The following is a 24,098-nucleotide window of genomic DNA, read 5'->3' as shown; positions in this document are numbered from 1 at the left end:
AGTTGAGAGACGATTAGAGAGATTTTTCAGCACAGTGAAGAGGCAGAAGTCATTCACTGTGAAAGCTTGTTTTGGATTGAAATGAATTTGCCTGGCGGCCGTAGCGCGGTGGTCCCACCTGACCCCATGCCGAACTCAGAAGTGAAACGCCGTAGCGCCGATGGTAGTGTGGGGTCTCCCCATGTGAGAGTAGGGAACCGCCAGGTTATTATTAAGTAAAGAAGCCACCCTTTGGGTGGCTTTTTTGCGTTTGGACGAAAAGAAAATTCCGTTTGTATTTTATTCACCGGAAGGTAGATTGGATAACTGATCACTTCAATCCGGCAGAAAATACAAAGGAGCATCGTTATGGCTGATCCAACCTATGTCCCGCCTCAGGTGTGGGAATGGAAACAGAAAAACGGCGGAAAATTTGCCAATACCAACCGTCCTGTTGCCGGGGCGACACATGAAAAAACCCTGTCTGTTGGTAAACATCCATTGCAGCTTTACTCGCTGGGAACACCTAACGGTCAGAAAGTCACTATCATGCTTGAAGAACTGCTGGCGGCGGGGATCCGCGATGCGGAATACGATGCCTGGCTGATTGATATCGGCGAAGGCGACCAGTTTGGTTCCGGGTTTGTTGATATTAACCCGAACTCAAAAATCCCAGCATTGGTCGACAGAAGTGGTACGAAGCCGGTACGGATCTTTGAATCCGGAGCAATTCTTACGTATCTGGCAGAAAAATTTTCCCTGTTCCTGCCGGAAACTCAGCCTGAACGGGCAGAAACACTGTCATGGCTGTTCTGGCAGATGGGATCAGCACCATTTGTCGGCGGCGGATTTGGCCATTTCTATGCGTATGCACCGGAAAAATATGAATATCCGATTAACCGCTACGCGATGGAAACCAAACGCCAGCTGGATGTCCTGAACCGTCAGCTCAGTCAGCATGAATTTATTGCCGGCGATAATTACACTATTGCTGATATGGCTGCATGGCCATGGTACGGTGGGTTAGTGCTGGGTACGCTGTATAATGCGGCGACATTCCTGTCTGTCAGTGAATATCCGCATGTGATCCGCTGGGCGAAGCAGATAGCGGCACGTCCGGCTGTTCAGCGCGGACGCCGGGTTAACCGCAGCGGCGGAGAGCCGTCAGACCGGTTTATCCGCGAACGTCATAATGCGTCAGATCTGGACTGATATTTCACGTGTTCCCGGCAGAGCGTTTTCTGCCGGGAAACGTATCTGCATTATTAACGCGGTTCCGGTAATTTAAAGGCCGATACCATCTGCGAAAGCTGTTCGGCTTCTCTTCGCAGGATTTGCGTCCGTGAAGCAGCATCATCAATTAATGTGGCATTCTGCTGTACCGTGGTATCCATCTCTGAGACAGCCATCGTAACCTCGGCCAGCCCTTTGCTCTGCTCCTCACCGGCAACGCGGATATCACTCATCAGCTGTCTTACCTGCAACACATCCATCACCAGATCTGCCAGCGTTTCTCCGGCTTCATGCACCTGATTACTGCCGGTTTTGACATTCTGCACAGACTCATCAATCAGCGCCTTAATCTCCTGTGCTGCCTGTGCACTGCGCTGAGCCAGTGATCTGACTTCAGTCGCCACCACTGCAAAGCCTCGCCCGGAATCACCGGCACGCGCGGCCTCGACGGCGGCATTCAGTGCCAGAATATTGGTCTGGAATGCAATACTGTCGATCACTGACACGATTTCAACCATTCGTCCGGATGATGTACTGACGCTGTTCATTGTCGAAATCACATCACGCATCATATCCCCGCAGCGGCTTGCTGTTTGTGCGGTGGTTTCCGCCAGTTCATCGGCCTGATGGGTATTTTCACTGTTCTGACGCACCGTTGCGTTCAGTTCTTCCATCGCGGAAGCACTTTGCTCCAGCGCCGCTGCCTGCTGTGTGACCCGTGCGGATAACTCGTTATTATTATCAGCAAGATTAACGGTATTTCCGGCCACAACAGAACTGCTGCTGCGTACTGTGAGCAACATGGATGATATTTTATCGGCAAACAGATTAAATGCCTGTGAGATAGCGGATATTTCATCGGCACCGCGCACTTCCATCCGCCGTGTCAGGTCGCCTTCCCCGTGAGCGATGTCATCGAGGGCCTTACGGGTTTCATCGAGGCGGGTGATCAGTCGGCGGACAACCAGCCAGGAACCCAGCAACAACAGTGCCATGATCGGCAGCAGGGCTTCCAGCACATCCTGCATCATCACTTTTGCCAGCCCGGTGATCCGGCTCTCCGGCGTGACAAGGCCGATGACCCATCCGGTATCGGCCATCGGGAACAGCATCACTTGTGAAGTGGTGTTCAGCTGCCCGTCATTATCAATGCGGATACTGTCGATAGCGGATTGCTCAGAATGGGGTTGCTTCAGGCTTGCCGCCACCGGTGCCAGCCAGGCTGATTGTGCGGCCAGCTCATCAAAGGTTTTGAATTGCTTATTGTCATCACCCGGAAAATAGATCAGCTGCCCCTGCCGGTCTGTCACAAAAGCATAGCCACCGGTGCTGTTACCGTATTGCTGCATAATAGCGGCGATATTATCCAGACGGATATCCGTTGTCGCGACACCGGCAAATTTTCCGTCGGTTTTGTACGGCACACTGCAGGTCACCATATTCACACCGGAAATGGCATCGCGGTAAACATCAGACCACAAACAGCTTTCCGTGGATTGCTCACGGGCATTCCGGTACCAGCTTTCATTGTGATAATTACCGGCACCCTCTGTATTGTACTCATCAGAAAAAACCAGTTCCCCGGCCGGATTCCGTGCCCAGAAAAAGCTGCGTTTCTCAATTCCCGGGGTGAATGCCCCCGGCTCCGGCCAGATCCCGCCGCCGGTGATCAGGCTGTTGCTTTCAATCAGATTGGGCGGGATATAGCGGTACAGCGCCTCATCATTGGGCAGCACTTCCGCCAGGCGCGCCAAGCTGACGGTTTTTCCGTCTGTCTGAGATAAAATCGTGCTGACCCGGGATGTCAGGCCGCGTCCGGTTTCTTCAATTAATGCAGTATTAATTTCCACAACGCGGGGCTGACCCCGCCACAGCATAACAACAATGATAATGGCAGTAGTGACGGCCAGGAGCAGGATGCCCCCGATAGTCAGGCGGGTTGAAATGCGGGACGGATACCAGGACATACAAAACTCCCGAAACAAATAAGGGTATATTTGAGTTATCGGCGGTGTGACTTATATCTTTATGATGTTTTATTGAACAGGTGAATGAATGACGGATATCTGTGGCAGGGATCGCACTTTCGTCATTTTATGATGTTTTTCTGTCTGCTGCGGTGTTTCAGAAAACAGTATTTTCATCCGTAACACTATGTTATGTTATAACATCTTTTGCCAGGTGAGATAATCTGTGAATTTAATCAGAAGAATGAATACGTTACTGCTCTCTTTCCTGTTTTTGCTGACATTCAGTCCGCAGGTGTTTGCACACCCGCACAGTTTTATTGATATGGAAACGACCCTTGTGACGGAAAACCATACGCTGAGGGGGATTGAATATGTCTGGAAAATGGATCCGATGACTTCCGCAGATATTCTGTATGATTTGATGAACAGCAAAGAAGACGGCCCGCAGTGGAAGAAGCAGGCAGCATCTGTGATGGCCAATATAATTGCACAGTCTTATTTTTCCGAACTGAATTATCAGAATAAAAAACAGCCTCTTAAACTCTTTCCGGACACCTACCGGATGACGCGTGAGGGATTACAGATTGTTATGTCATTCCGTGTCTCACTATTGCATCCGATACCGTTAGCCGGCAGTACCATTGAGCTGAAAACGTATGAACCGACTTTTTTTGTCAGTATGACCTACAACGGCAAACGCGCGGTTCACCTTTCTCCGCCGGATGCATCACAGTGCCGGTTAGTTTTTACCGAGGCAGATCCTTCGGATACCCTGAAAGATTACGCGCTGTCGCTGGATACCGGCGATACCCCGGATGATGACCTGACGCTCGGTCGCCAGTTTGCACAGCAGATCACCTTACATTGCCCGGAGTGAGATAACGGATGACATCATATTCACGGACTATTATTCAGCTTACTGTTGTGTTTATTGTTTTGTCTGCGGGTGGGTTGCTGTACAGCCAGTGGCCGTCATTGCTGCATGTCAGTGCAAAGTTACAAAAAGAACTGAATGTTGAAATGGCGGCGCTGATTCAGAAAGTGGTGTCTGATCCGCTGAAAGCGGGCGGGCTTCTGACGCTTTTCAGTTTTTTATACGGCTTATTGCACGCACTGGGTCCCGGCCACGGCAAAGTTATCCTTTCTGCTTACATCGCCACACATCCGGCAAAATTACGCCACAGCGCGTTATTAAGTATTCTGGCTTCTCTGCTTCAGGGCACTGTGGCGGTTATTTTAGTCTCTGTTGTACTGTTTATATTAAATTTGTCAGTACGCCAGTTAAATAATGTCAGCCAGATAACGGAGAAAGCCAGCTATGCATTTATTATTCTTTTTGGCGCCATTATTGTTATCCGCACATTACGTCGTTTATTTATCAGACCACCGGTCAATAAGCCGCAAATAAAAACAATCCGCGTATCGGATAATAAATCTGCGGCTGTGTTAAAACCTGTTTATCTGCAAAGCGGACAAGTTCAGACATGCAGTTGTGGTCATCAGCATGTTATGCCGGGAAATACAGTCACCGGCAATTGGCGGACACAAGCCGGTATGATTCTGGCCATGGGCAGCCGACCGTGTTCGGGGGCATTATTAGTTTTACTATTCTCATCAGTTATCGGTGTTTTTCACTGGGGAATTATCGCGGTATTTGCAATGGCGCTGGGAACCGGTATCACACTGTGTATGATAGCCTGGTTCGTACACAGCATGCGCTTTCTGGCACTGCGCATGTCCCGTAATCCCGGACAAAAAACAAACCGGCATTATGGCGATATTCTCCGGCTGATATCCGGGGGGATATTTATTATTGCAGGGCTGCTGATGTATCAGGGAACCGGGATATCAGCAGGGGGATTTTTTGTCTGAAAATAAAAAGACACCGGACTCAGCCGGTGTCTTATATTCACCGCTATTTAACCAGTTTCAGCACCAGTTCCGGTGCCATTTCTCTTCTGACACTGTCCAGTGACAGCATAATATTACCGGGGTGCCTTGATTCACCCATATATGCGGGTTTGTAGAGAATTTCAATCATTTGTTCATAGATCAGGTTATTGATCTCATTACTGGTTTCATCCAGTCCGCCCCGGATTTTATTCCGGACAAAATCATATTCCGTATTATTCTTTGAATTGTCGTAACGATACATCGGTGCGTGAAGTTCGCCGGTAAAACTGGCCCGGTAATTTTTTAATTCCTGGTTACAGACAAAGTTATAAATCAGATCAACGCGGGCATATAAACTTTTTGATGAATCGTCATATAAGGACTGATAGGTATCAAGATTTTTCCGGCAGGCTTCTGTGAATAATTTATGATTTTCAGCATCAGCTGCCATACCGACATCAATCAGAATCGTGTAAATATCCTGCCGGATATAGGTACTGTCCTAACGTACTTTCTTCATTATGACCTCTGCTGTTTTCAGGGCAGAAAGCCTGATTATAGTTGTTCCATTTCAGGGGAAGTGAATACCCGAAATGTTGCTTTAGTCCTTACCTGATGCACTAATTTGTGTAGAATCAGAGCTAACCCACTTTCATGGAGCGCTCTGCTATGGCTGGTGTAAACAAAACGAATATGAGTGAAACGGATATTATCAGCAAATTTATCCTTCCCGCAGTTAAGGATGCCGGCTGGGATGATTTGACTCAGATTCGTCAGGAAGTGAAACTGCGTGATGGTAAGATAGTGGTCCGCGGAAAGCTGGCATCACGTATCAAAGTGAAATCTGCCGATATCGTACTGTATCACAAGCCTAACCTGCCATTGGCGGTTATCGAAGCCAAAGCCAATAAGCACGCCATCAGTAAAGGGATGCAGCAGGGACTGGATTATGCCGGACTGCTTGATGTACCCTTTGTGTTTGCTTCTAACGGTGATGGGTTTATCTTCCATGATAAAACCAATCCGCAGCAGCTCGAATCAGAAATTACGCTTGATGCTTTCCCGGCACCAGAGCTGCTCTGGCAAAAATATTGCGACTGGAAAGGGTTTACTCAGCAACAGTTGCCCGTTATCAGTCAGGATTATTACGATGACGGCAGCGGGAAATCGCCCCGTTACTATCAGATGCGGGCAATTAACCGGACGATAGATGCCGTATCAGCGGGAAAGAATCGTATTTTGCTGGTTATGGCAACCGGCACGGGCAAAACCTATACCGCGTTCCAGATAATCTGGCGGCTGTGGAAAGCCAGAAACAAGAAACGTATTCTGTTTCTTGCAGACCGCAACATTCTGGTCGATCAGACTAAAAATAATGATTTTCAACCTTTCGGCACTGTGATGACCAAAGTCACCGGCCGTACTATCGATCCTGCTTATGAAGTACATCTTGCATTGTATCAGGCCATTACCGGACCGGAAGAGAATCAGAAAGCCTATAAACAGGTTGCTCCGGATTTCTTTGACCTGATTGTGATTGACGAATGTCACCGTGGCAGTGCGTCCGAAGATTCCGCCTGGCGGGAGATTCTGGAGTATTTCGGCAGCGCCACTCAGATTGGCCTGACAGCAACACCAAAAGAAACAGAAGACGTCTCCAATATCGATTATTTTGGTGAACCGGTTTACACCTATTCACTGAAAGAGGGAATTGAAGACGGTTTCCTCGCCCCTTACAAAGTCGTGCGTGTTGATATCGATGTCGATGTTCAGGGCTGGCGGCCGGTTAAAGGTCAACTGGATAAATACGGCAAAGAGATTAAAGACCGTATATACAATCTGAAGGATTTTGACCGCACGCTGGTTATTGATGAGCGTACTATGCTGGTGGCGAAGACTATCACCGATTACCTGAAACGTACCAACCCGATGGATAAAACCATTGTTTTCTGTAACGATATTGATCATGCAGAGCGGATGCGTCATGCGCTGGTGGTGCTTAATCCTGAGCAGGTATTGAAGAACGAAAAATACGTGATGAAAATTACCGGTGACGATGATATCGGCAAAGCACAGCTGGATAACTTTATTAATCCGAAAAAGCCTTATCCGGTGATAGCAACCACCTCAGAATTGATGAGTACGGGCGTCGATGCGCAGACCTGCAAGCTGGTCGTGCTGGATCAAAATATTCAGTCCATAACCAAATTTAAGCAAATCATCGGGCGCGGTACGCGTATCAACGAAAAGTACGGTAAGTTGTGGTTCACCATTCTCGACTTTAAAAAAGCAACCGAACTGTTTGCGGATGAGCGCTTTGACGGTGTGCCGGAAAAAGTGCTGGTGGTCAGACCCGGTGACATTTCCGATCAGGATTCGGATTTTAACGAGCAACTTGATGCGGAAAATGATGATAATACCGCCGGTGAAGCGCGGGAAGATACCGCTGACTATCAGGTTAACCGCGACAGGTCTGAAGGCTGTGGTGAATTCCATAGTGACGATGATGACGACAAAGTCCGTAAGTTCTATGTGAATGGCGTGCATGTAAAAGTGCTGGCTAAACGTGTTCAGTATTATGATTCTGACGGTAAACTGGTGACTGAATCCTTCCGCGATTACACCCGCAAAACAATGCTGAAAGACAGTGAGTACGCTTCACTGGATGGCTTTATGCGTAAATGGAAGAATGCTCCGCGCAAACAGGTCATCATTGAAGAACTGGAGCAACTGGGGATTTTATGGGATGTACTGGCCGAAGAGGTGGGTAAAGATCTCGACCCGTTTGATTTGCTCTGCCATGTAGTGTACGGTCAGCCGCCGTTAACGCGTCAGGAGCGTGCAGCAAATGTGCGTAAACGTAACTATTTTACGAAGTATGCCGAACCGGCTCAGCAGGTACTTAATACTCTGCTGGACAAATATGCTGATGAAGGTGTGCAGGAAATTGAGGACGTTCTGGTGCTCAAACTGAAACCGTTTGATGCGCTGGGCCGTCCGGGAGAGATCATCAGAGCCGGCTTTGGTAACAAAGCAGCGTATGAGCAGGCCGTCAACGAACTGGAAAACGAAATCTACCGGTTACCGCCACGATTAGCCTGACAGCGAATAAATATATTGCCACCGCCGCGCCTGTGGCCGGTGGCTGTCTTTTTTAGTATGGAAAGAAAACATGTCGATTAGTTCAGTAATTAAATCCCTTCAGGACATTATGCGTAAAGATGCCGGTGTTGACGGTGATGCCCAGCGTTTGGGGCAACTGTCATGGCTGTTGTTCCTGAAAATTTTCGATACCCAGGAAGAAGAGTTGGAACTGGAGCTGGATGATTATCAGTTCCCGATCCCGAAGCGCTATTTATGGCGCAGCTGGGCAGCAGACAGTGAGGGTATTACCGGTGATGAGTTACTGGAGTTTGTGAACGACGATCTTTTTCCGGGGCTTAAAAACCTCATCGCGTCGATCGATAAAAATCCGCGTGGCTTTGTTGTCAGACAGGCGTTCAGCGATGCCTATAACTATATGAAAAATGGCACACTGCTGCGCCAGGTGATTAACAAGCTCAATGAAATTGATTTCGGCAGCAGCCGGGAACGGCATCTGTTTGGCGATATTTACGAACAGATCCTGCGTGACCTGCAAAGTGCAGGAAATGCGGGGGAGTTTTATACTCCACGCGCCGTGACACGCTTTATGGTCAATCGTATTGATCCGAAGCTGGGTGAGTCAATTATGGACCCGGCGTGCGGTACCGGCGGTTTCCTCGCCTGTGCGTTTGACCATGTGAAAGAGCATTACGTCAATACCACCGAAGACCACAAAATACTGCAAAAACAGATCTGCGGCGTAGAGAAAAAGCAGCTTCCGCATTTGCTGTGTACCACCAACATGCTGCTGCACGGCATTGAAGTACCGGTACAAATCCGCCATGACAACACACTCAATAAGCCGCTTTCTTCCTGGGATGAGCAGATTGATGTGATTGTTACCAACCCGCCGTTTGGCGGTACCGAAGAAGACGGTATCGAGAAAAACTTCCCGGCAGAGATGCAGACCCGTGAAACCGCTGATCTGTTTCTGCAACTGATTATTGAAGTGCTGGCAGACAAAGGCCGCGCAGCAGTGGTATTACCGGATGGCTCGCTGTTTGGCGAAGGTGTGAAAACCAAGATTAAAAAACTGCTTACTGAGGAGTGCAATCTGCACACCATCGTGCGGTTGCCGAACGGCGTGTTTAACCCGTACACCGGTATCAAAACTAATATTCTGTTTTTCACCAAAGGTCAGCCAACCAAAGAGGTGTGGTTCTATGAACACCCGTACCCGGACGGTGTGAAGAATTACAGTAAAACCAAACCGATGAAGTTTGAAGAGTTTCAGGCTGAGATCGACTGGTGGGGAAATGAAGCCGACGGTTTTGCTGCCCGTAAAGAAAACCATCTGGCATGGAAAGTCAGCATTGATGACATTATCGCCCGCAACTTCAACCTCGATATTAAAAATCCCTATCAGGGCGAAACCATCAGCCACGACCCGGACGAATTGCTGGCGCAGTACCAGAAACAGCAGGCGGAAATCAGCAAACTGCGTAACCAGTTGCGCGATATTCTTGGCGCTGCACTGACAGGCAATAAGGACGCTAACTGATGACCGTTGAGAAGCTGATTACCGACCATATCGATATCTGGTCTTCTGCCCTGCAAACCCGCTCCGCAGCCGGGCGTGGCAGTAATGGCAAAATCGATCTCTATGGTATTAAGAAACTGCGCGAGCTGATTCTGGAACTGGCGGTACGCGGAAAACTGGTGCCGCAGGACCCAAATGATGAACCGGCGTCGGAGCTGTTAAAACGTATTGCGGCTGAGAAAGCGGAGCTGGTAAAGCAGGGTAAAATTAAAAAGCAAAAACCACTTCCTGAGATTAGCGAGGATGAGAAGCCGTTTGAGTTGCCGGTGGGGTGGGAGTGGACCACATTAAGTGAGATTGCTACGATAAATCCAAAGATAGAAGTAACAGATGATGAGCAAGATATTTCTTTTGTCCCAATGCCATGTATTTCTACCCGATTTGATGGTGCTCATGACCAAGAAATAAAAAGTTGGGGTAAGGTGAAGAAAGGCTATACTCATTTTGCGGACGGGGATATTGCGATAGCAAAAATAACACCTTGTTTTGAAAATAGTAAAGCGGTGATTTTCAAGGGATTAAAAGGTGGTGTTGGAGTCGGTACAACAGAACTACATGTCGCTCGCCCGATTAGTTCAGAGTTAAACCTTCAATATATTCTTCTTAATATAAAATCACCTCATTATTTAAGTATGGGTGAATCAATGATGACTGGTTCTGCCGGTCAAAAACGTGTCCCAAGGAACTTCTTTGAAAACTATCCATTACCATTTCCACCAATTGCTGAGCAAATTAGGATAGTCGAAACATTTTCTCAGTTGATGACTATTTGCGATCAACTGGAACAGCAATCGCTGAGCAGTCTGGACGCGCATCAGCAACTGGTAAAAACCCTGCTGGCAACGCTGACCGATAGCCAAAATGCCGAAGAACTCGCCGAAAACTGGGTGCGAATCAGCCAGCATTTCGACACGCTGTTTACCACTGAAGCCAGCATCGATGCACTTAAGCAAACCATTCTGCAACTGGCAGTTATGGGTAAACTTGTGTCGCAAGATCCTAACGATGAACCTGCTTCTGAACTGCTTAAACGTATTGAGCAGGAAAAAACGCAACTGGTGAAAGAAGGGAAAATTAAAAAACAAAAACCGTTGCCGCCAGTGAGTGATGAGGAAAAGCCATTTGAATTGCCGGTGGGGTGGGAGTGGTGTCGTATATCTGATATAGCCATGTTTACTACATCGGGATCTCGAGATTGGGCGAAATATTATTCAGAAAAAGGGGCTTTATTTGTAACAATGGGAAATTTATCCAAATATTCTTATGATCTAAGAATGGACAATCTCCGTTATGTTACTCCTCCAGTTGAAGGAGAGGGATTGCGAACAAAGTTAGAACCTTTTGACTTAGTTATTTCAATTACGGGAGATGTTGGTAATTTAGGTTTAATCCCTGAGGGATTAGGTGAGGCATATATCAATCAACATACATGTTTACTACGTCTTATCCCAATATGTCATAATTATTATTTTCCTGAGTTTATGCGCTCTCCTATGGCAAAATTACAATTTAATACGCCACAAAGAGGTATAAAAAATAGTTTTCGCTTAAGTGATGTAGAGGAAATATATTTACCATTACCACCTTTGGAAGAACAACATAGGATCGCTGATAAAGTTAATGAATATTTATTAATTTGCAGTCACCTCAAATCCTGCCTGCAATCCGCCCAACAAACCAGGCTCCACCTGGCGGATGCACTTACTGACGCAGCATTAAACTAAGCGCCTGTCCACCAGGCTATTTTATTCGCCATTTGGGTCTCGGGCAGTGCTCAGAATCCTCACGTACTACGTGTACGCTCCGGTTCTTCCGCGCTGTCCGAGTCCAAACTGGCTTCAACAATAACGCCTGCTGGATCAGGCGCTAAGGAACAGACGATGCCGGTTCATCATGCAATCTGGCGGATAGGGGAAAATCCCCAGCCGCTAACCATCAGCAAACTCGCCAGTGAGCAGTTGCTGGAGAAGATGATTTTAAATGACCCGACCATTCTCTCCGACCAGTGGATGATTATCGGCCATCAGGAAAATACCCTCGATAAGGGCCGTATTGATCTGCTGGCGATTGCGCCGGACGCATCACTGGTCCTGATTGAACTTAAACGTGATCGTACGCCGCGTGAAGTGGTCGCACAGGCACTGGACTACGCCTCCTGGGTGGATGATCTTACTGCTGACCGTCTGTCGCAGATTTATGAAAAATTCTCTGGTGGCGGCAATCTGGGTGATGCATTCAGACTGCGTTTCAATGCTGAGCTGGAGGAAGAATCGCTTAATCAGTCACATCAAATCATTATTGTGGCGGCAGAGCTGGACCCGTCCACCGAGCGTATTGTGGATTATCTGAGTAAAAATGGTATCTCAATCAACGTCCTGTTCTTTAAGGTTTTTCAGCATGGAGAAGAGCAATTTTTAAGCCGTGCCTGGCTTATCGATCCGAGTGAAACGCAAACTAATGCGGCACAGGCCACCGCCACAAGTGCGAATGCAAAAGAGCCCTGGAATGGTGAGTTTTATGTCTCGTTTGGCGACCCGCAAAGCCGGGTCTGGGAAGAGGCTCGTCGTTACGGATTTATCAGTGCGGGCGGCGGAAGCTGGTACAGCCAGACGCTGAAACAACTTCAGCCGGGGGACCGGGTGTGGGTAAAAATCCCGGCGACGGGTTATGTCGGCGTTGGTATTGTGCAGAGCGCCGTTGAGCCTGCCGGTAGCTTTACTATCACTACGGAAGAGGGTGAAAAGCTGGCGATGGATGTACTCAGGTACAAGGAACTTTATCAGCGGAATGCAGATGATCCTGATAAATCTGAGTATTTTGTCCCTGTCAAATGGCTGGAAACCCGCAGTGAACAAGAGGCGGTAAATGAAGTCGGATTCTTCGGTAACCAAAATACCGTTTGTAAACCCACGGCACCGAAATGGCGCCATACTGTCGAAAAATTAAAACGCTATTTTAAAAACTGGAATGTGAAGGAGTAAGATTCCGGGCGGACATAACAACTTTCCATTCAGGAGGAAAGATGACTACAGCAGAATCAGGACAGTTAAAGGTCTTGCAAAAACTAATGAGCCTTGGTGCTATAAATGTTTCCGTCTGCAAAGAAGGCCGCAGAACGTTTATCAAATTTGACTCTCCAAATGACAAAAAATATAAAGTAACAACCAGAGCTAAAATGTCAGGTACGTGGCAAACATCAATCAACTATGCCAATAAGTGTGTACCTGATAAAAACGACGATGAATTCTGGATATTTATCGATATCAGAAAAGAGCCTGCCACTTTCTATATCACACCATTGTCATGGATACAGAATGATATTTATGAGGCTCATTCAGATTATTTAGATAAACATAACGGAAGGTGGGCTATTAATGATAACTCGACTCATCATGCTATTTCGGTAAAACGAATTTCTGAATGGAAAGATGCATGGGCACAATTAGGTTTTAATGTTTAAAATTGTGATATCTTCCCTTTTCGTCCTCTTATGCAGAATGGTGTATACTTGCCGGTAAGAAATTTAGTCATGGTTAATTAAAATGAAAGAAAACGAAAAAGCACAAATCAAGCTTCTCAGCGACCGTTTAGACCTTACCCGTCACCAGATGGCCGGTATGCTGCAAAAGAACGAAACGGAAAAGTACGCAGAACTTGAGAAAGAAAAAGCCGCGCTGGAAACTGACATTGCCCGTCTGAAGGAACAACGCAGCAAGAAACTCAGCAAAGAAGCGCAGAAGCTGGTGGATATGCCATTCAAACGTTCTATCACTAAGAAAGAACAGGCTGATATCGGCAAGCTGAAGAAAGCGGTGCGGGGCCTGATCATTGTCCATCCGATGACGGCGTTAGGCCGCGAAATGGGACTGGATGATATGACCGGTTTTTCTAAGACTGATTTCTGAATAGTAATTACTCTCTTTGTTTACAACGTCCGGTTCCGGCATAAACCGGGCGTTAATAATTCAGCTGACATTAAAAATAATGGCTCTGTGATTTTTCTACTTCCCTTTTTTCAGCAAATCTCTCAGTGCCGCGATATTCGCTCTCGCCCCTTCTGACTCTTTTAACCGGCGGCGTTTCCGGTCAAATATATCAAATACGTCTTTGGCTTTTTCATCAGCTGCTTTCTTACTGATCCCACCAGCGCCCTGCAATACGTTGCGGTCATTGAAATTTAAAAACTGATCCAGTTTAGTATCCCAATCCTGTAAGAAAACCTGCTTACGGCGCAACGCCTGGTCTTCGGCAAAGTCGAGCCACATATTGACGATGCGGTTTAATTCTTTGAGCTCATTTTCACGCAGATAGTTTTTCGCAATCGTCACATCAGTTTTACGGACTTCACCGGCTTTATAGTTTGTTAATCCCATATCCGGTTGATTGGCATCTGCACGACTGGCGATAAGCTCAGCGGCGGTCATGCCGGTACAGGCAAAATGCAGTTTATTTTGAATGGATTGGAAGAAACGCGTGGTTTCTTTATTTGAAGGTTCGTAGTCTGCCGCCAGCGTGAAAATCTCTTTTACCCGTAAATACACCCGCCGCTCACTGGCGCGGATATCACGGATGCGTTCGAGCATCTCATCAAAGTAATCAGGCACCACAGACTGACCGACAGGCGGATTCTTCAGCCGCTCATCATCCATCACAAACCCTTTGATCAGATACTGTTCCAGTGTTTGCGTTGCCCACTGCCGAAACTGTGTGCCGCGAACGGAGCGGACGCGGTAACCGACAGCGAGAATGGCAGGTAAGCTATAGTGGTCTATCTCCCTGGAAACCTGACGATTTCCCTCTAATCGAACTATCCGGAATTTCCGGATGGTTGCGTTTTGAGCAAGTTCTCCCTCAGAGAAAATATTCACAAGGTGCTCATTAACTGTACGGACATCTTTTCCATACAATTCAGCAATTGATGCCTGAGATAACCACAGCGTATCAGATTCAAAACGGCATTCAACGCGGGTCTGACCATCTTCACTGCGGAACAGAATAAATTCGCCCTGTGGTGCCTCAGGAAGATTATCACTCATTGCATGGCCTCCGTTTTACGGGTTGTTATCTCAGCGGAATGAACACAGATGCTACCAATATACCCGGAAAAATAAATGTTAAAATACTCACACCGGTTAGTTGTGTGCAGATGATATTACAGAGATGGGTTTTAGCGATGTGCGGATGAATATAATTGGCGGAAGATCACAGGAGTCGAACCTGCCCGGGACCGCTGGCGGCCCCAACCGGATTTGAAGTCCGGCCGCCCCACCGGGGACGATGATCTTCCGTTTTGAGGTTGCACAGTATACGCTTTCCGGCAGGGATTCAAAAGTTCTCTTGCGTTTTTTCCTTTGAGATACATCAGTATCGTGCGATTTTTTACGAGAATGATTTTTAATCAGCATAATAACACTAAAAATCATTGAACTTGCCGGAGTGTGTCCCCATCTTATAGAGAGTTTCGATTTTCATTTTTCATGTGTATGTGCGCTGCGGCGGACGTGCACCAGCAGCCAACAGGATGGTTTATGATGAACCCTTTGCTTACCCCGACTCAGAATCAGTTACCGGCATTTTCTGCCATCAATCCGGAATGTATTGTGCCTGCGGTGAAAGAAACGCTGGATAATTATCGTCAGACGGTAGAGCAGGTGGTGAGTCATGCACCTGATTTTACATGGGAAAATGTGTGTGTTCCGCTGGCGGAAGCCGGGGATAAATTATCCCGTGTCTGGTCGCCGGTCAGTCATCTGAACTCTGTCAAAAACAGTCCTGAACTGCGTGAAGCTTATGAGCAGTGCCTGCCGCTGCTGTCAGAATTCAGCACCTGGATGGGTCAGCACGAAGGGCTGTATAACGCCTATAAATCACTGAAAAACAGCCCGGCGTTTGCGTCACTGTCTCAGGCACAGCGCAAGTCAGTGGAAAATTCACTGCGTGATTTTGAGTTATCCGGCATTGGTCTGCCACCGGAGAAACAAAAACGCTACGGCGAGATTTCTGCCCGTCTGTCTGAGCTGGGTTCGCTGTTCGGCAATAATGTGCTGGATGCAACCATGGGCTGGAGCAAGCTTATCACCGATGAAAGCATGCTGGCTGGTCTGCCGGAGAGCGCGGTTGCTGCTGCACAGGCACTGGCGGAGTCCAAAGGTGAGAAGGGCTGGCTGTTTACCCTGGATATGCCGAGCTATCTGCCGGTGATGACTTACGCCGATAACCGTGAGCTGCGCAAAGAGATGAGCGAAGCCTACGGCACCCGTGCTTCCGAGCTGGGGCCGAACGGCGGTAAGTGGGATAACAGCAGTGTGATGGCGGAGATTTTAGCGCTGCGACATGAGCTGGCACAGTTACTCGGCTTTAAAAACTACGCGGAAAAATCCCTCGCCACCAAAATGGCGGAAAACCCGCAGCAGGTGCTGGATTTCCTGAATGACCTGGCGGAGCGCGCCCATCATCAGGGCGAGCAGGAAGTGGCTCAGCTGGCCGCCTTTGCCAAAGAACATTACGGCGTTGATAAACTCGAGCCGTGGGATATGGCCTATTTTGCCGATAAGCAAAAACAGCATCTGTTCTCGGTCAGTGATGAGCAGCTGCGTCCGTACTTCCCGGAAGAAAAAGCGATCAGCGGATTGTTTGAAGTGATCCGCCGGATCTACGGGATCACCGCCAAAGAGCGTTTCGGGGTGGAAACCTGGCATCCGGATGTCCGTTTCTTTGATTTATTTGATAAGAACGGTGAATTACGCGGTAGTTTCTATCTGGATCTGTATGCCCGTGAGCACAAACGCGGCGGGGCGTGGATGGATGACTGTATCGGCCGTATGCGCCACAAAGATAATTCCCTGCAAAAACCGGTTGCGTATCTGACCTGTAACTTTAATAAACCGGTCGGCGGCAAACCGGCACTGTTTACTCATGATGAAGTGCTGACTCTGTTCCATGAGTTCGGACACGGCCTGCATCATATGCTGACACAGATTGATGTGGCGGATGTTTCCGGCATCAATGGTGTGCCGTGGGATGCGGTTGAGCTGCCGAGCCAGTTTATGGAAAACTGGTGCTGGGAGCCGGAGGCGCTGGCCTTTATCTCCGGTCATTATGAAACCGGTGAGCCGCTGCCGCAGTCGCTGCTCGACAATATGCTGGCAGCGAAGAATTATCAGTCTGCGATGTTTATTCTGCGTCAGCTGGAGTTCGGGCTGTTTGATTTCCGTCTGCATGCGGAATATGACCCGGCAACCGGCGCTCAGGTGATGCCGACACTGCTGTCTGTGAAAGAGAAAGTCTCTGTGGTGCCTGCTGCGCCGTGGAACCGCTTCCCGCATGCGTTCAGTCATATCTTTGCCGGTGGTTATGCGGCCGGTTACTACAGTTATCTGTGGGCGGATGTGCTGGCAGCGGATGCATTCTCCCGCTTCAGTGAGGAAGGTATCTTCAATCCGGTCACCGGTCAGTCTTTCCTGGATAACATTCTCAGCCGGGGTGGTTCGGAAGAGCCGATGGTCCTGTTTGAGCGCTTCCGCGGGCGTAAGCCGGAACTGGATGCGATGTTAAAAGGCTACGGAATCAACGGGTAATACGTGAAGATTCGTTTACAGTGTGAACAGGGCGCAGACAGCTGCGCCCTTGATGTATTGGCGGCGCGGTGGGGCCTGGAGCATGATGATACCGCGCTGATGGCGCTGGTGCTGACGGCGGAAGGGCTGGAACTGCGCAAGTGTGATGAACCGAAACTCGGCGGGATCCGTGTGGATTTTGCCGGGGGAACGATGGCACACCGTCGCCGTTTCGGCGGCGGACGCGGTGAAGCAGTGGCAAAGGCTGCCGGGATTAAGAAATCCTATCTTCCGTCAGTGGTGGACGCGACAGCCGGTCTCGGGCGTGATGCCTTTGTGTTGGCGTCGCTGGGCTGTCATGTGCGGATGATTGAACGCCATCCGGTCGTTGCGGCACTGCTGGATGATGGCTTACAGCGGGCCTACCGGGACAGTGAAATCGGGGGATGGATGCAGGAGAGAATGATCCTTATCCATGCGTCCGGGATTGATGCGCTGGCGGAAATCACACCACCGCCGGATGTGGTCTATCTCGATCCGATGTATCCGCACCGGCAGAAAAGCGCGCTGGTGAAGAAAGAAATGCGGGTGTTTCAGTCGCTGGTGGGCGCGGATGAGGATGCGGATCTTCTGCTGGCGCCTGCACTGGCGCTGGCAACCCGTCGTGTGGTGGTAAAACGTCCGGATTACGCGGAGCCGTTAGCCGGGCAGAAAGCCGCTGCGGCGATTGAAACCAAAAATCATCGTTTTGATATCTATCCCTGTGTGAAAGCAGAGGGATAACACTGAATAACATCTGAAAAGGGGACAGGGCAGTTCCCGTTTCGCGAAGGGGCAACAAGTGAGACTTCCGTAACGCTTGTTATACCCCCTTCGACACTGTGACGTTTTTCAGTAACAGCTTACAGACTTACAGCACACCCTGCGCCAGCATGGCATCAGCGACTTTCACAAAGCCGGCGATATTCGCGCCCTGCACATAGTTGGTCTGTTTTTCCTCACTGCCGTACTCAACGCATGCATTGTGGATATCCAGCATGATGTGATGCAGACGCTCATCCACCACTTCACGTTTCCAGCCGAGACGGACAGAGTTTTGTGACATTTCCAGGCCGGATGTTGCCACGCCGCCCGCATTCGCTGCTTTGCCCGGTGCAAACAGGACATTTGCGGCCAGGAAGGCATCGGTTGCCGGGATAGTGGTCGGCATGTTTGCGCCTTCCGCCACGGCTTTAACGCCGTTTTTGATCAGCACTTCAGCATCTGCCAGATCCAGCTCGTTCTGAGTGGCGCACGGCAGAGCGATATCCACCGGAACAGCCCACGGGGTCTGATCTTTCAGATACACCAGGCCGAACTCTTTCGCATACTCTTCCACACGGCCGTAACGGTCTTTGATTTCGGTCAGACGCGCCAGTTTTTCGGCGGTGAAACCGTCTTCGTCAACTACGGTACCGGAGGAGTCAGATGCAGTGATCACTTTCGCACCCAGTGACAGGCATTTTTCGATGGTGTACTGCGCCACGTTACCGGAGCCGGAAACCGCAACACGCATACCGTCGAAACTCATCCCGTGGCGTTCCAGCATGGCCTGAGTGAAGTAAACCAGCCCGTAACCGGTGGCTTCCGGACGGATCAGACTGCCGCCGAAGGAGAGACCTTTGCCGGTAAACACACAGGCGGTGTTGTTGGACAGTTTTTTCATCATCCCCGCCATGTAGCCGACTTCACGGCCGCCGACGCCGATATCACCCGCAGGGACATCTGTATCTGCGCCCAGATGACGGTACAGCTCGGTCATCAGTGCCTGGCAGAAACGCATCACTTCGCCCTGGCTTTTGCCTTTCGGATCAAAGTCAGAGCCGCCTTTCCCGCCACCCATCGGCAGTGTGGTCAGGGCATTTTTCAGTGTCTGCTCAAAGCCGAGGAATTTGAGGATGGAGAGGTTTACGGACGGATGGAAGCGCATACCGCCTTTGAACGGGCCGATAGCGGAGCTGAACTGCACACGCCATGCGCGGTTTACCTGCACCTGACCCTGATCGTCAACCCAGGTCACGCGGAACTGAATTACGCGCTCCGGCTCAACAAAGCGGGCGAGCAGGTTCTGATCGCGGTACTGCGGATTCTTTTCAAGGAATGGCCATAGCGTGGAGAAAACTTCGCGCACCGCCTGGAGAAATTCCGGCTGTGACGGGTCACGGCGCTGAACATTTTCCAGAAACGTTTCCAAAGAGATAAAGTTACTCATGTTGATTTCCTGTCTGTCATGCCCTTCTCATTCATGCAGCAGTTATGCAGGCCGCACTTGTCTCCGGGGCAGGTTCTCCGGAATATTTTCGCGTACGTCATATCTGTGACACGAATGATATCGGGTTACGTTACTTTGTGAGGTATCCCGAACATTTTTGTTTTATTTTTCGAATAATGTGAGATGTGTTTGCATTTACCACTTGAATTTATCTCTTGTTTATATCCTGTTTTCAAGCTGTTTTTTTCATATATGACAAAAAAAATTCGTTGACGGCCTTTTTGACGGATTCGGCAGCCGCATTTTCAGCCAAAAAAAATGCCTGCATAAGCAGGCATTTTATATGAATAATTTTTCAGCAGAGGATTATGCGTTATCATCATCCCGCAGCGGAACAATTAACATATCGACATGAACGGTGTTAATCAGCTGACGGGCGGAAGACATCAGTTTGCTCCAGAAATCCTGGTGGTGTCCGCAGACAACCAGGTCCATATCATATTTTCTGATGGCATCGACTAATACCTGGCCGAGATCACCGCTGCCGCTGAGCATTTCCTGAATCTCATAACCGGAATTTTTCGCCAGGTTTTTCAGTGAATTACTGGTTTCTTCAGTAATGCGCTGCTGCATATCACCCAGGTTAACATCGATAAGTCCGGTGTATAAGTCAGAGTAATTGACATCAACGTGGATCAGAGAAACTTTGGCGTTGTAAGGTTTTGCCATAGAAACTGCTTTGCTTACTAACACTTCACTTTCAGGCGAAAGATCGACTGCGACCAGAATATGTTTATATGCCATAAGAAACTCCTTCCGTTCAAAAGGTTAAGGGGTTGGCAGGGCTTGCGCCGCTATCCTTTATGAATACTATAACTGCTTAATATCATTAAAGAGTGTAATGCTGATCACAACTCAATGCTTTTATCAGGCAGCAGAGAATGTCTGATTTATAAGATATACCAGTCTGCGCACTTCTCACAAGGTTGAGAGTGGCAAAACGGATATTTTCAGAAGATTATCGTGAAAGAATGTGAGAGTTTGTGGAACTTCACAGCATTGTTCATACTGAATACATAAAATACTGTCAGTATGATGTGATAGACACTGATATCACCGGTTCCTTCTCCGCAGATAGTCTAAGGAGTGGATTATGTTCAGTATACTTACACTGTTCTGGGCGTTATGTTTTCTTTGTCTGATTAACATGATCCGGTTTTATTCATCCACCCGGGCATTACTCTCGGTCCTGCGTGACAGCGACCCGCTGCTTTACCACGCTGTCGGCGGCAATAATGCGTTTACTGACCACACCCAGTGGCAGAAGCAGCTGCGCCTTATCCGCTATATCAATCAGCGGGAATATCTCACTCATCATGACCCTGAAGTGATTTTACGCTGCGAACGTATCCGCCGTCAGTTCACCATGATCAGTGCGATATGCGGGATTGTGATTGCCTCTCTGCTGATGATGATTATCTGGCCGTAACCGGTTACCGGATGCAAAAAAAAGCCTGACACACGTGTCAGGCTTTTCTGTTTCAGAGGATAGCAACCTGCTGTCAGATAATCTGCAGGGAGATCCAGTAGAGCGCGCCGGACAGGATAATGGACACCGGCAGTGTCAGAATCCAGGCCAGCATGATGTTTTTGATGGTTTTGGTCTGAACACCACCACCGTCAACAATCATCGTACCTGCCACCGCAGAGGAGAGCACCTGGGTGGTGGATACCGGCATCCCGGTATAACTTGCCACACCAATGGAGACAGCCGCGGTGACCTGCGCAGACACGCCCTGGGCGTATGTCATGCCTTTCTTACCGATTTTCTCACCGATAGTCACTGCAACACGTTTCCAGCCGAACATGGTGCCCAGAGAGAGCGCCAGCGCGACAGAAATGATGATCCAGATAGGCGCATACTCAACGGTATTCAGCAGGTCATTGGACAGACGTTTCAGGAAACGCGCATCTTCCGGTTTGGTTTCCGGTAATTTCGCCACTTCTGCGGCGGTATCCGAAATACACATCAGCAGACGGCGCATCTGGCTGCGCTGTTCCGGTAATAAATCATCATAGGTATGAATATTACCGAGCAGATCCTGAGCCTGTCTTAATACGATGCCGGTACGGGAGCTGTCACAGTGGAACTGTTCATTGAGAACGGTATTCTCCGTGTTCAGTGCCGGGGTCAGCTCGATGGCGTGTGCCAGTGCATCCTTATGCGTGGTGTAATACTGCTCCAGGTTGACCACGGCATCACGCGTACGGGCGATTTCGTAATCACTGGAATTCATATTCACCATAAAGCCGGCAGGGGCGACACCAATCAGAACCAGCATAATCAGACCGATACCTTTCTGCCCGTCGTTTGCGCCGTGTGAGAAGCTGACGCCGACTGCGGAAAGGATAAGGGCGGTACGCGTCCAGAATGGCGGTTTGCGTTTGCCGTCTTTTTTCTCACGTTCTGCCGGTGTTAAGTGGATACGGCGGCGTTTCTTCGTGCCGCTCCAGTAGCGGCGCAGGAACCAGATCATTAATCCGGCGATCACCAGGCCGACCAGCGGTGACAGAATCAGAGAAAGGAAAATGCTGATCATTTTCGGAATATTCAGCGCATCAACCACGGAACTGTTAGTCACAATTGCGTTGGTCAGGCCGATCCCGATAATGGCGCCGATCAGGGTATGAGAACTTGAGGCCGGGATACCGAAGTACCAGGTGCCCAGGTTCCAGATGATAGCGGCGAGAAGCAGGGAAAAGACCATGGCAAGACCATGGGCCGAACTGACATTCAGCAGTAAGTCCGTGGGCAGAAGATGCACGATCGCATACGCCACGCTCAGACCGCCGAGTAGTACCCCGAGGAAGTTAAATACACCGGCCATGACGACAGCAAGCTGCGCGCGCATTGCACGGGTATAGATAACAGTTGCTACCGCGTTTGCGGTATCATGGAAGCCGTTGATGGCTTCGTAAAACAGCACAAAGATCAGTGCCAGTACTAACAAGAGGCCGGTGTGAAATTCCAGGCCTGTAAATAGATGTAGCATAGACGTTAAGCCAGTTGTTGGACATGAACGCGGCGCATTATCAGCGACAAATGCGTCCCGGGGAAGTGAAATATGGCCTTTTTTTGATTTGATACCTTCATCAAATCAGCTTAAGGAATTATTAATCCTTGTATATCATCGGATTAGGCTCCTTTTCTGAAAAGAATAAATTTTTGGCCTGATTTAATCATCATGACAAATTTAAGACATTTATCGGAATTTCTCCACATTTAAAGACACAGAGAACACTATTTTGGAAAAGTTTGACGCGATTGTAATAGGCGCGGGTGCCGCCGGACTGTTCTGTGCCGCGCAGGCAGGGCAGCGCGGGCTGCGGGTGCTGGTACTGGATAACGGTAAAAAAGCCGGGCGGAAAATTCTGATGTCCGGGGGCGGGCGCTGTAATTTTACCAACCTTTATACCGAACCGGCGGCGTATCTGAGCAAAAATCCGCATTTTTGTAAGTCAGCGCTCGCCCGTTATACGCAGTGGGATTTTATTGCCCTGGTGCAGAAATATCAGATTGCCTATCATGAGAAAACCCTCGGCCAGCTTTTCTGTGATGATTCCGCACAACAGATAGTTGATCTTCTGCTGGCGGAGTGTGAGTCGGGGAATGTGGTTATCCGCCTGCGCAGTGAGGTGACGGAGGTACAGAAACAGGGCGATGATTTCTGTGTGACCGTTAACGGAAAGGTTGTGAGCGCTCACTCACTTGTGGTGGCCAGCGGCGGATTATCGATGCCGGGGCTGGGGGCGACTCCGCTGGGTTACCGCCTGGCGGAACAGTTTGGTCTGCCGGTATTACCGACCCGCGCCGCACTGGTGCCTTTCACGCTGCATAAACCGCTGCTGGAAGCCTTACAGACGCTGTCCGGCGTGGCAGTGTCTGCGACAGTTACCGCACAGGATGGCACCCGGTTTGCGGAAAATATATTATTTACCCATCGTGGCCTGTCAGGCCCTGCGGTCCTGCAAATCTCCAGTTACTGGCACCCCGGTGAGTATGTGAGTATTAACTTACTTCCGGGCACCGATCTGGCTGAATTTTTCACCGTACAGCGGGAAAAACACCCGAATCTGAGCCTGCGTAATGCACTGGCGAAGCTGTTACCAAAACGGCTGGTGGAGTGTTTACAGACAACCGGTGACCTGCCGGATACTGCGCTGAACCAGTTATCCAAAGCCGTACAGCAGGAAATCACGGAGAAATTACAGAACTGGCAGGTGCAGCCGAATGGCACAGAAGGTTACCGGACAGCCGAAGTGACACTCGGCGGTGTGGATACTCAGGCGCTCTCCTCCAAAACCATGGAAGCCCGCGATGTGCCGGGACTCTATTTTATCGGCGAAGTGACCGATGTGACCGGCTGGCTCGGCGGCTATAACTTCCAGTGGGCATGGAGTTCCGCGTGGGCATGTGCGCAGGCACTGCCGTTTTCACCGGATGTTTAATCCCTGATAACCCTATGGAATTA

General features: G+C 49.2%; 19 protein-coding genes, 1 tRNA gene and 1 rRNA gene. 14 read left to right on the top strand and 7 right to left on the bottom strand.

Translation table 11 applies throughout. The features are described 5' to 3' along the window. The first annotated feature begins 90 nt into the window (after nucleotides 1-90). Both rrf and yghU read left to right on the top strand, forming a co-directional pair. Nucleotides 91-206 (top strand): 5S ribosomal RNA (rrf, locus tag JL661_RS17045). Between the two features lie 142 nt (nucleotides 207-348). After that, a complete protein-coding gene (gene yghU, locus JL661_RS17040; protein WP_036413351.1) occupies nucleotides 349-1,191 on the top strand; it encodes a glutathione-dependent disulfide-bond oxidoreductase in 843 nt (280 codons plus the stop codon). A gap of 53 nt (nucleotides 1,192-1,244) precedes the next feature. On the opposite strand, the gene JL661_RS17035 is transcribed toward yghU, so the two are convergent. Beyond that, a complete protein-coding gene (locus JL661_RS17035; protein WP_004241113.1) occupies nucleotides 1,245-3,179 on the bottom strand; it encodes a methyl-accepting chemotaxis protein in 1,935 nt (644 codons plus the stop codon). A 244-nt stretch (nucleotides 3,180-3,423) separates the two neighbouring features. On the opposite strand from JL661_RS17035, the gene JL661_RS17030 reads away from it, so the two are divergent. After that, entirely contained in the window at nucleotides 3,424-4,059 is a 636-nt protein-coding gene (locus JL661_RS17030) for a DUF1007 family protein (RefSeq protein ID WP_073970197.1), read from the top strand. An 8-nt stretch (nucleotides 4,060-4,067) separates the two neighbouring features. After that, a complete protein-coding gene (locus tag JL661_RS17025) occupies nucleotides 4,068-5,054 on the top strand; it encodes a nickel/cobalt transporter (RefSeq protein WP_062773373.1) in 987 nt (328 codons plus the stop codon). Between the two features lie 43 nt (nucleotides 5,055-5,097). On the opposite strand, the gene JL661_RS17020 is transcribed toward JL661_RS17025, so the two are convergent. Further along, entirely contained in the window at nucleotides 5,098-5,526 is a 429-nt protein-coding gene (locus JL661_RS17020) for a hypothetical protein (RefSeq protein ID WP_046024982.1), read from the bottom strand. A 218-nt stretch (nucleotides 5,527-5,744) separates the two neighbouring features. Between JL661_RS17020 and hsdR the strand changes: the two genes are divergently transcribed. The 6 genes from hsdR to JL661_RS16990 all read left to right on the top strand — a co-directional run bounded on the left by hsdR (nucleotide 5,745) and on the right by JL661_RS16990 (nucleotide 13,664). Then, the gene (gene hsdR / locus JL661_RS17015) at nucleotides 5,745-8,177 is read left to right on the top strand and encodes an EcoAI/FtnUII family type I restriction enzme subunit R (protein WP_062773370.1); all 2,433 of its coding nucleotides are present in this window, start codon (nucleotides 5,745-5,747) and stop codon (nucleotides 8,175-8,177) included. Nucleotides 8,178-8,247: 70 nt separating this feature from the next. Beyond that, on the top strand, nucleotides 8,248-9,720 hold the full coding sequence (locus JL661_RS17010) for an N-6 DNA methylase (RefSeq protein WP_062773367.1): 1,473 nt from the start codon (nucleotides 8,248-8,250) through the stop codon (nucleotides 9,718-9,720). After that, entirely contained in the window at nucleotides 9,720-11,483 is a 1,764-nt protein-coding gene (locus JL661_RS17005; protein WP_062773364.1) for a restriction endonuclease subunit S, read from the top strand. The genes JL661_RS17010 and JL661_RS17005 overlap by 1 nt, the downstream gene beginning before the upstream one ends. Nucleotides 11,484-11,639: 156 nt before the next feature. Next, nucleotides 11,640-12,740 carry a PDDEXK family nuclease gene (locus JL661_RS17000; RefSeq protein WP_062773362.1) on the top strand — a complete coding sequence of 367 codons (1,101 nt, stop codon included), beginning with the start codon at nucleotides 11,640-11,642 and terminating at the stop codon, nucleotides 12,738-12,740. 41 nt (nucleotides 12,741-12,781) lie between these two features. Beyond that, entirely contained in the window at nucleotides 12,782-13,219 is a 438-nt protein-coding gene (locus JL661_RS16995) for a hypothetical protein (protein ID WP_225310071.1), read from the top strand. A gap of 82 nt (nucleotides 13,220-13,301) precedes the next feature. Continuing rightward, nucleotides 13,302-13,664, top strand: a complete 363-nt coding sequence (locus JL661_RS16990; protein WP_032099254.1) for a YibL family ribosome-associated protein — start codon at nucleotides 13,302-13,304, stop codon at nucleotides 13,662-13,664. A gap of 96 nt (nucleotides 13,665-13,760) precedes the next feature. On the opposite strand, the gene JL661_RS16985 is transcribed toward JL661_RS16990, so the two are convergent. Beyond that, complete coding sequence (locus tag JL661_RS16985) at nucleotides 13,761-14,795, bottom strand: virulence RhuM family protein (RefSeq protein ID WP_062773359.1); 1,035 nt, start codon at nucleotides 14,793-14,795, stop codon at nucleotides 13,761-13,763. Between the two features lie 156 nt (nucleotides 14,796-14,951). After that, a tRNA-Sec gene (locus tag JL661_RS16980) sits at nucleotides 14,952-15,046 on the bottom strand. A 241-nt stretch (nucleotides 15,047-15,287) separates the two neighbouring features. On the opposite strand from JL661_RS16980, the gene prlC reads away from it, so the two are divergent. Both prlC and rsmJ read left to right on the top strand, forming a co-directional pair. Next, complete coding sequence (prlC, locus tag JL661_RS16975) at nucleotides 15,288-17,336, top strand: oligopeptidase A (RefSeq protein WP_036413302.1); 2,049 nt, start codon at nucleotides 15,288-15,290, stop codon at nucleotides 17,334-17,336. A 3-nt stretch (nucleotides 17,337-17,339) separates the two neighbouring features. Next, on the top strand, nucleotides 17,340-18,098 hold the full coding sequence (gene rsmJ, locus JL661_RS16970; RefSeq protein ID WP_015422358.1) for a 16S rRNA (guanine(1516)-N(2))-methyltransferase RsmJ: 759 nt from the start codon (nucleotides 17,340-17,342) through the stop codon (nucleotides 18,096-18,098). 127 nt (nucleotides 18,099-18,225) lie between these two features. Here rsmJ and gdhA read toward each other — a convergent pair whose 3' ends face one another. Then, entirely contained in the window at nucleotides 18,226-19,566 is a 1,341-nt protein-coding gene (gene gdhA / locus JL661_RS16965) for an NADP-specific glutamate dehydrogenase (protein WP_004238567.1), read from the bottom strand. Between the two features lie 366 nt (nucleotides 19,567-19,932). After that, the gene (gene uspA / locus JL661_RS16960; protein ID WP_004904570.1) at nucleotides 19,933-20,370 is read right to left on the bottom strand and encodes a universal stress protein UspA; all 438 of its coding nucleotides are present in this window, start codon (nucleotides 20,368-20,370) and stop codon (nucleotides 19,933-19,935) included. Between the two features lie 349 nt (nucleotides 20,371-20,719). Here uspA and uspB point away from each other — a divergent pair, with 349 nt between their 5' ends. Further along, complete coding sequence (gene uspB / locus JL661_RS16955; protein WP_004904572.1) at nucleotides 20,720-21,055, top strand: universal stress protein UspB; 336 nt, start codon at nucleotides 20,720-20,722, stop codon at nucleotides 21,053-21,055. A gap of 73 nt (nucleotides 21,056-21,128) precedes the next feature. Here uspB and pitA read toward each other — a convergent pair whose 3' ends face one another. Continuing rightward, nucleotides 21,129-22,619, bottom strand: coding sequence for an inorganic phosphate transporter PitA (gene pitA / locus JL661_RS16950; protein WP_036418287.1), 1,491 nt, complete (start codon nucleotides 22,617-22,619; stop codon nucleotides 21,129-21,131). Nucleotides 22,620-22,872: 253 nt separating this feature from the next. On the opposite strand from pitA, the gene JL661_RS16945 reads away from it, so the two are divergent. Beyond that, the gene (locus JL661_RS16945) at nucleotides 22,873-24,075 is read left to right on the top strand and encodes a BaiN/RdsA family NAD(P)/FAD-dependent oxidoreductase (RefSeq protein ID WP_062773356.1); all 1,203 of its coding nucleotides are present in this window, start codon (nucleotides 22,873-22,875) and stop codon (nucleotides 24,073-24,075) included. Nucleotides 24,076-24,098 lie beyond the last annotated feature (23 nt).

Origin of the sequence: Morganella morganii, from assembly GCF_019243775.1 — a bacterium.
Taxonomy (GTDB): Bacteria; Pseudomonadota; Gammaproteobacteria; order Enterobacterales; family Enterobacteriaceae; genus Morganella; species Morganella morganii.
The sequence above is the reverse complement of the archived record's forward strand: the minus strand, read 5'-3'. Positions and strand labels throughout refer to the sequence as shown.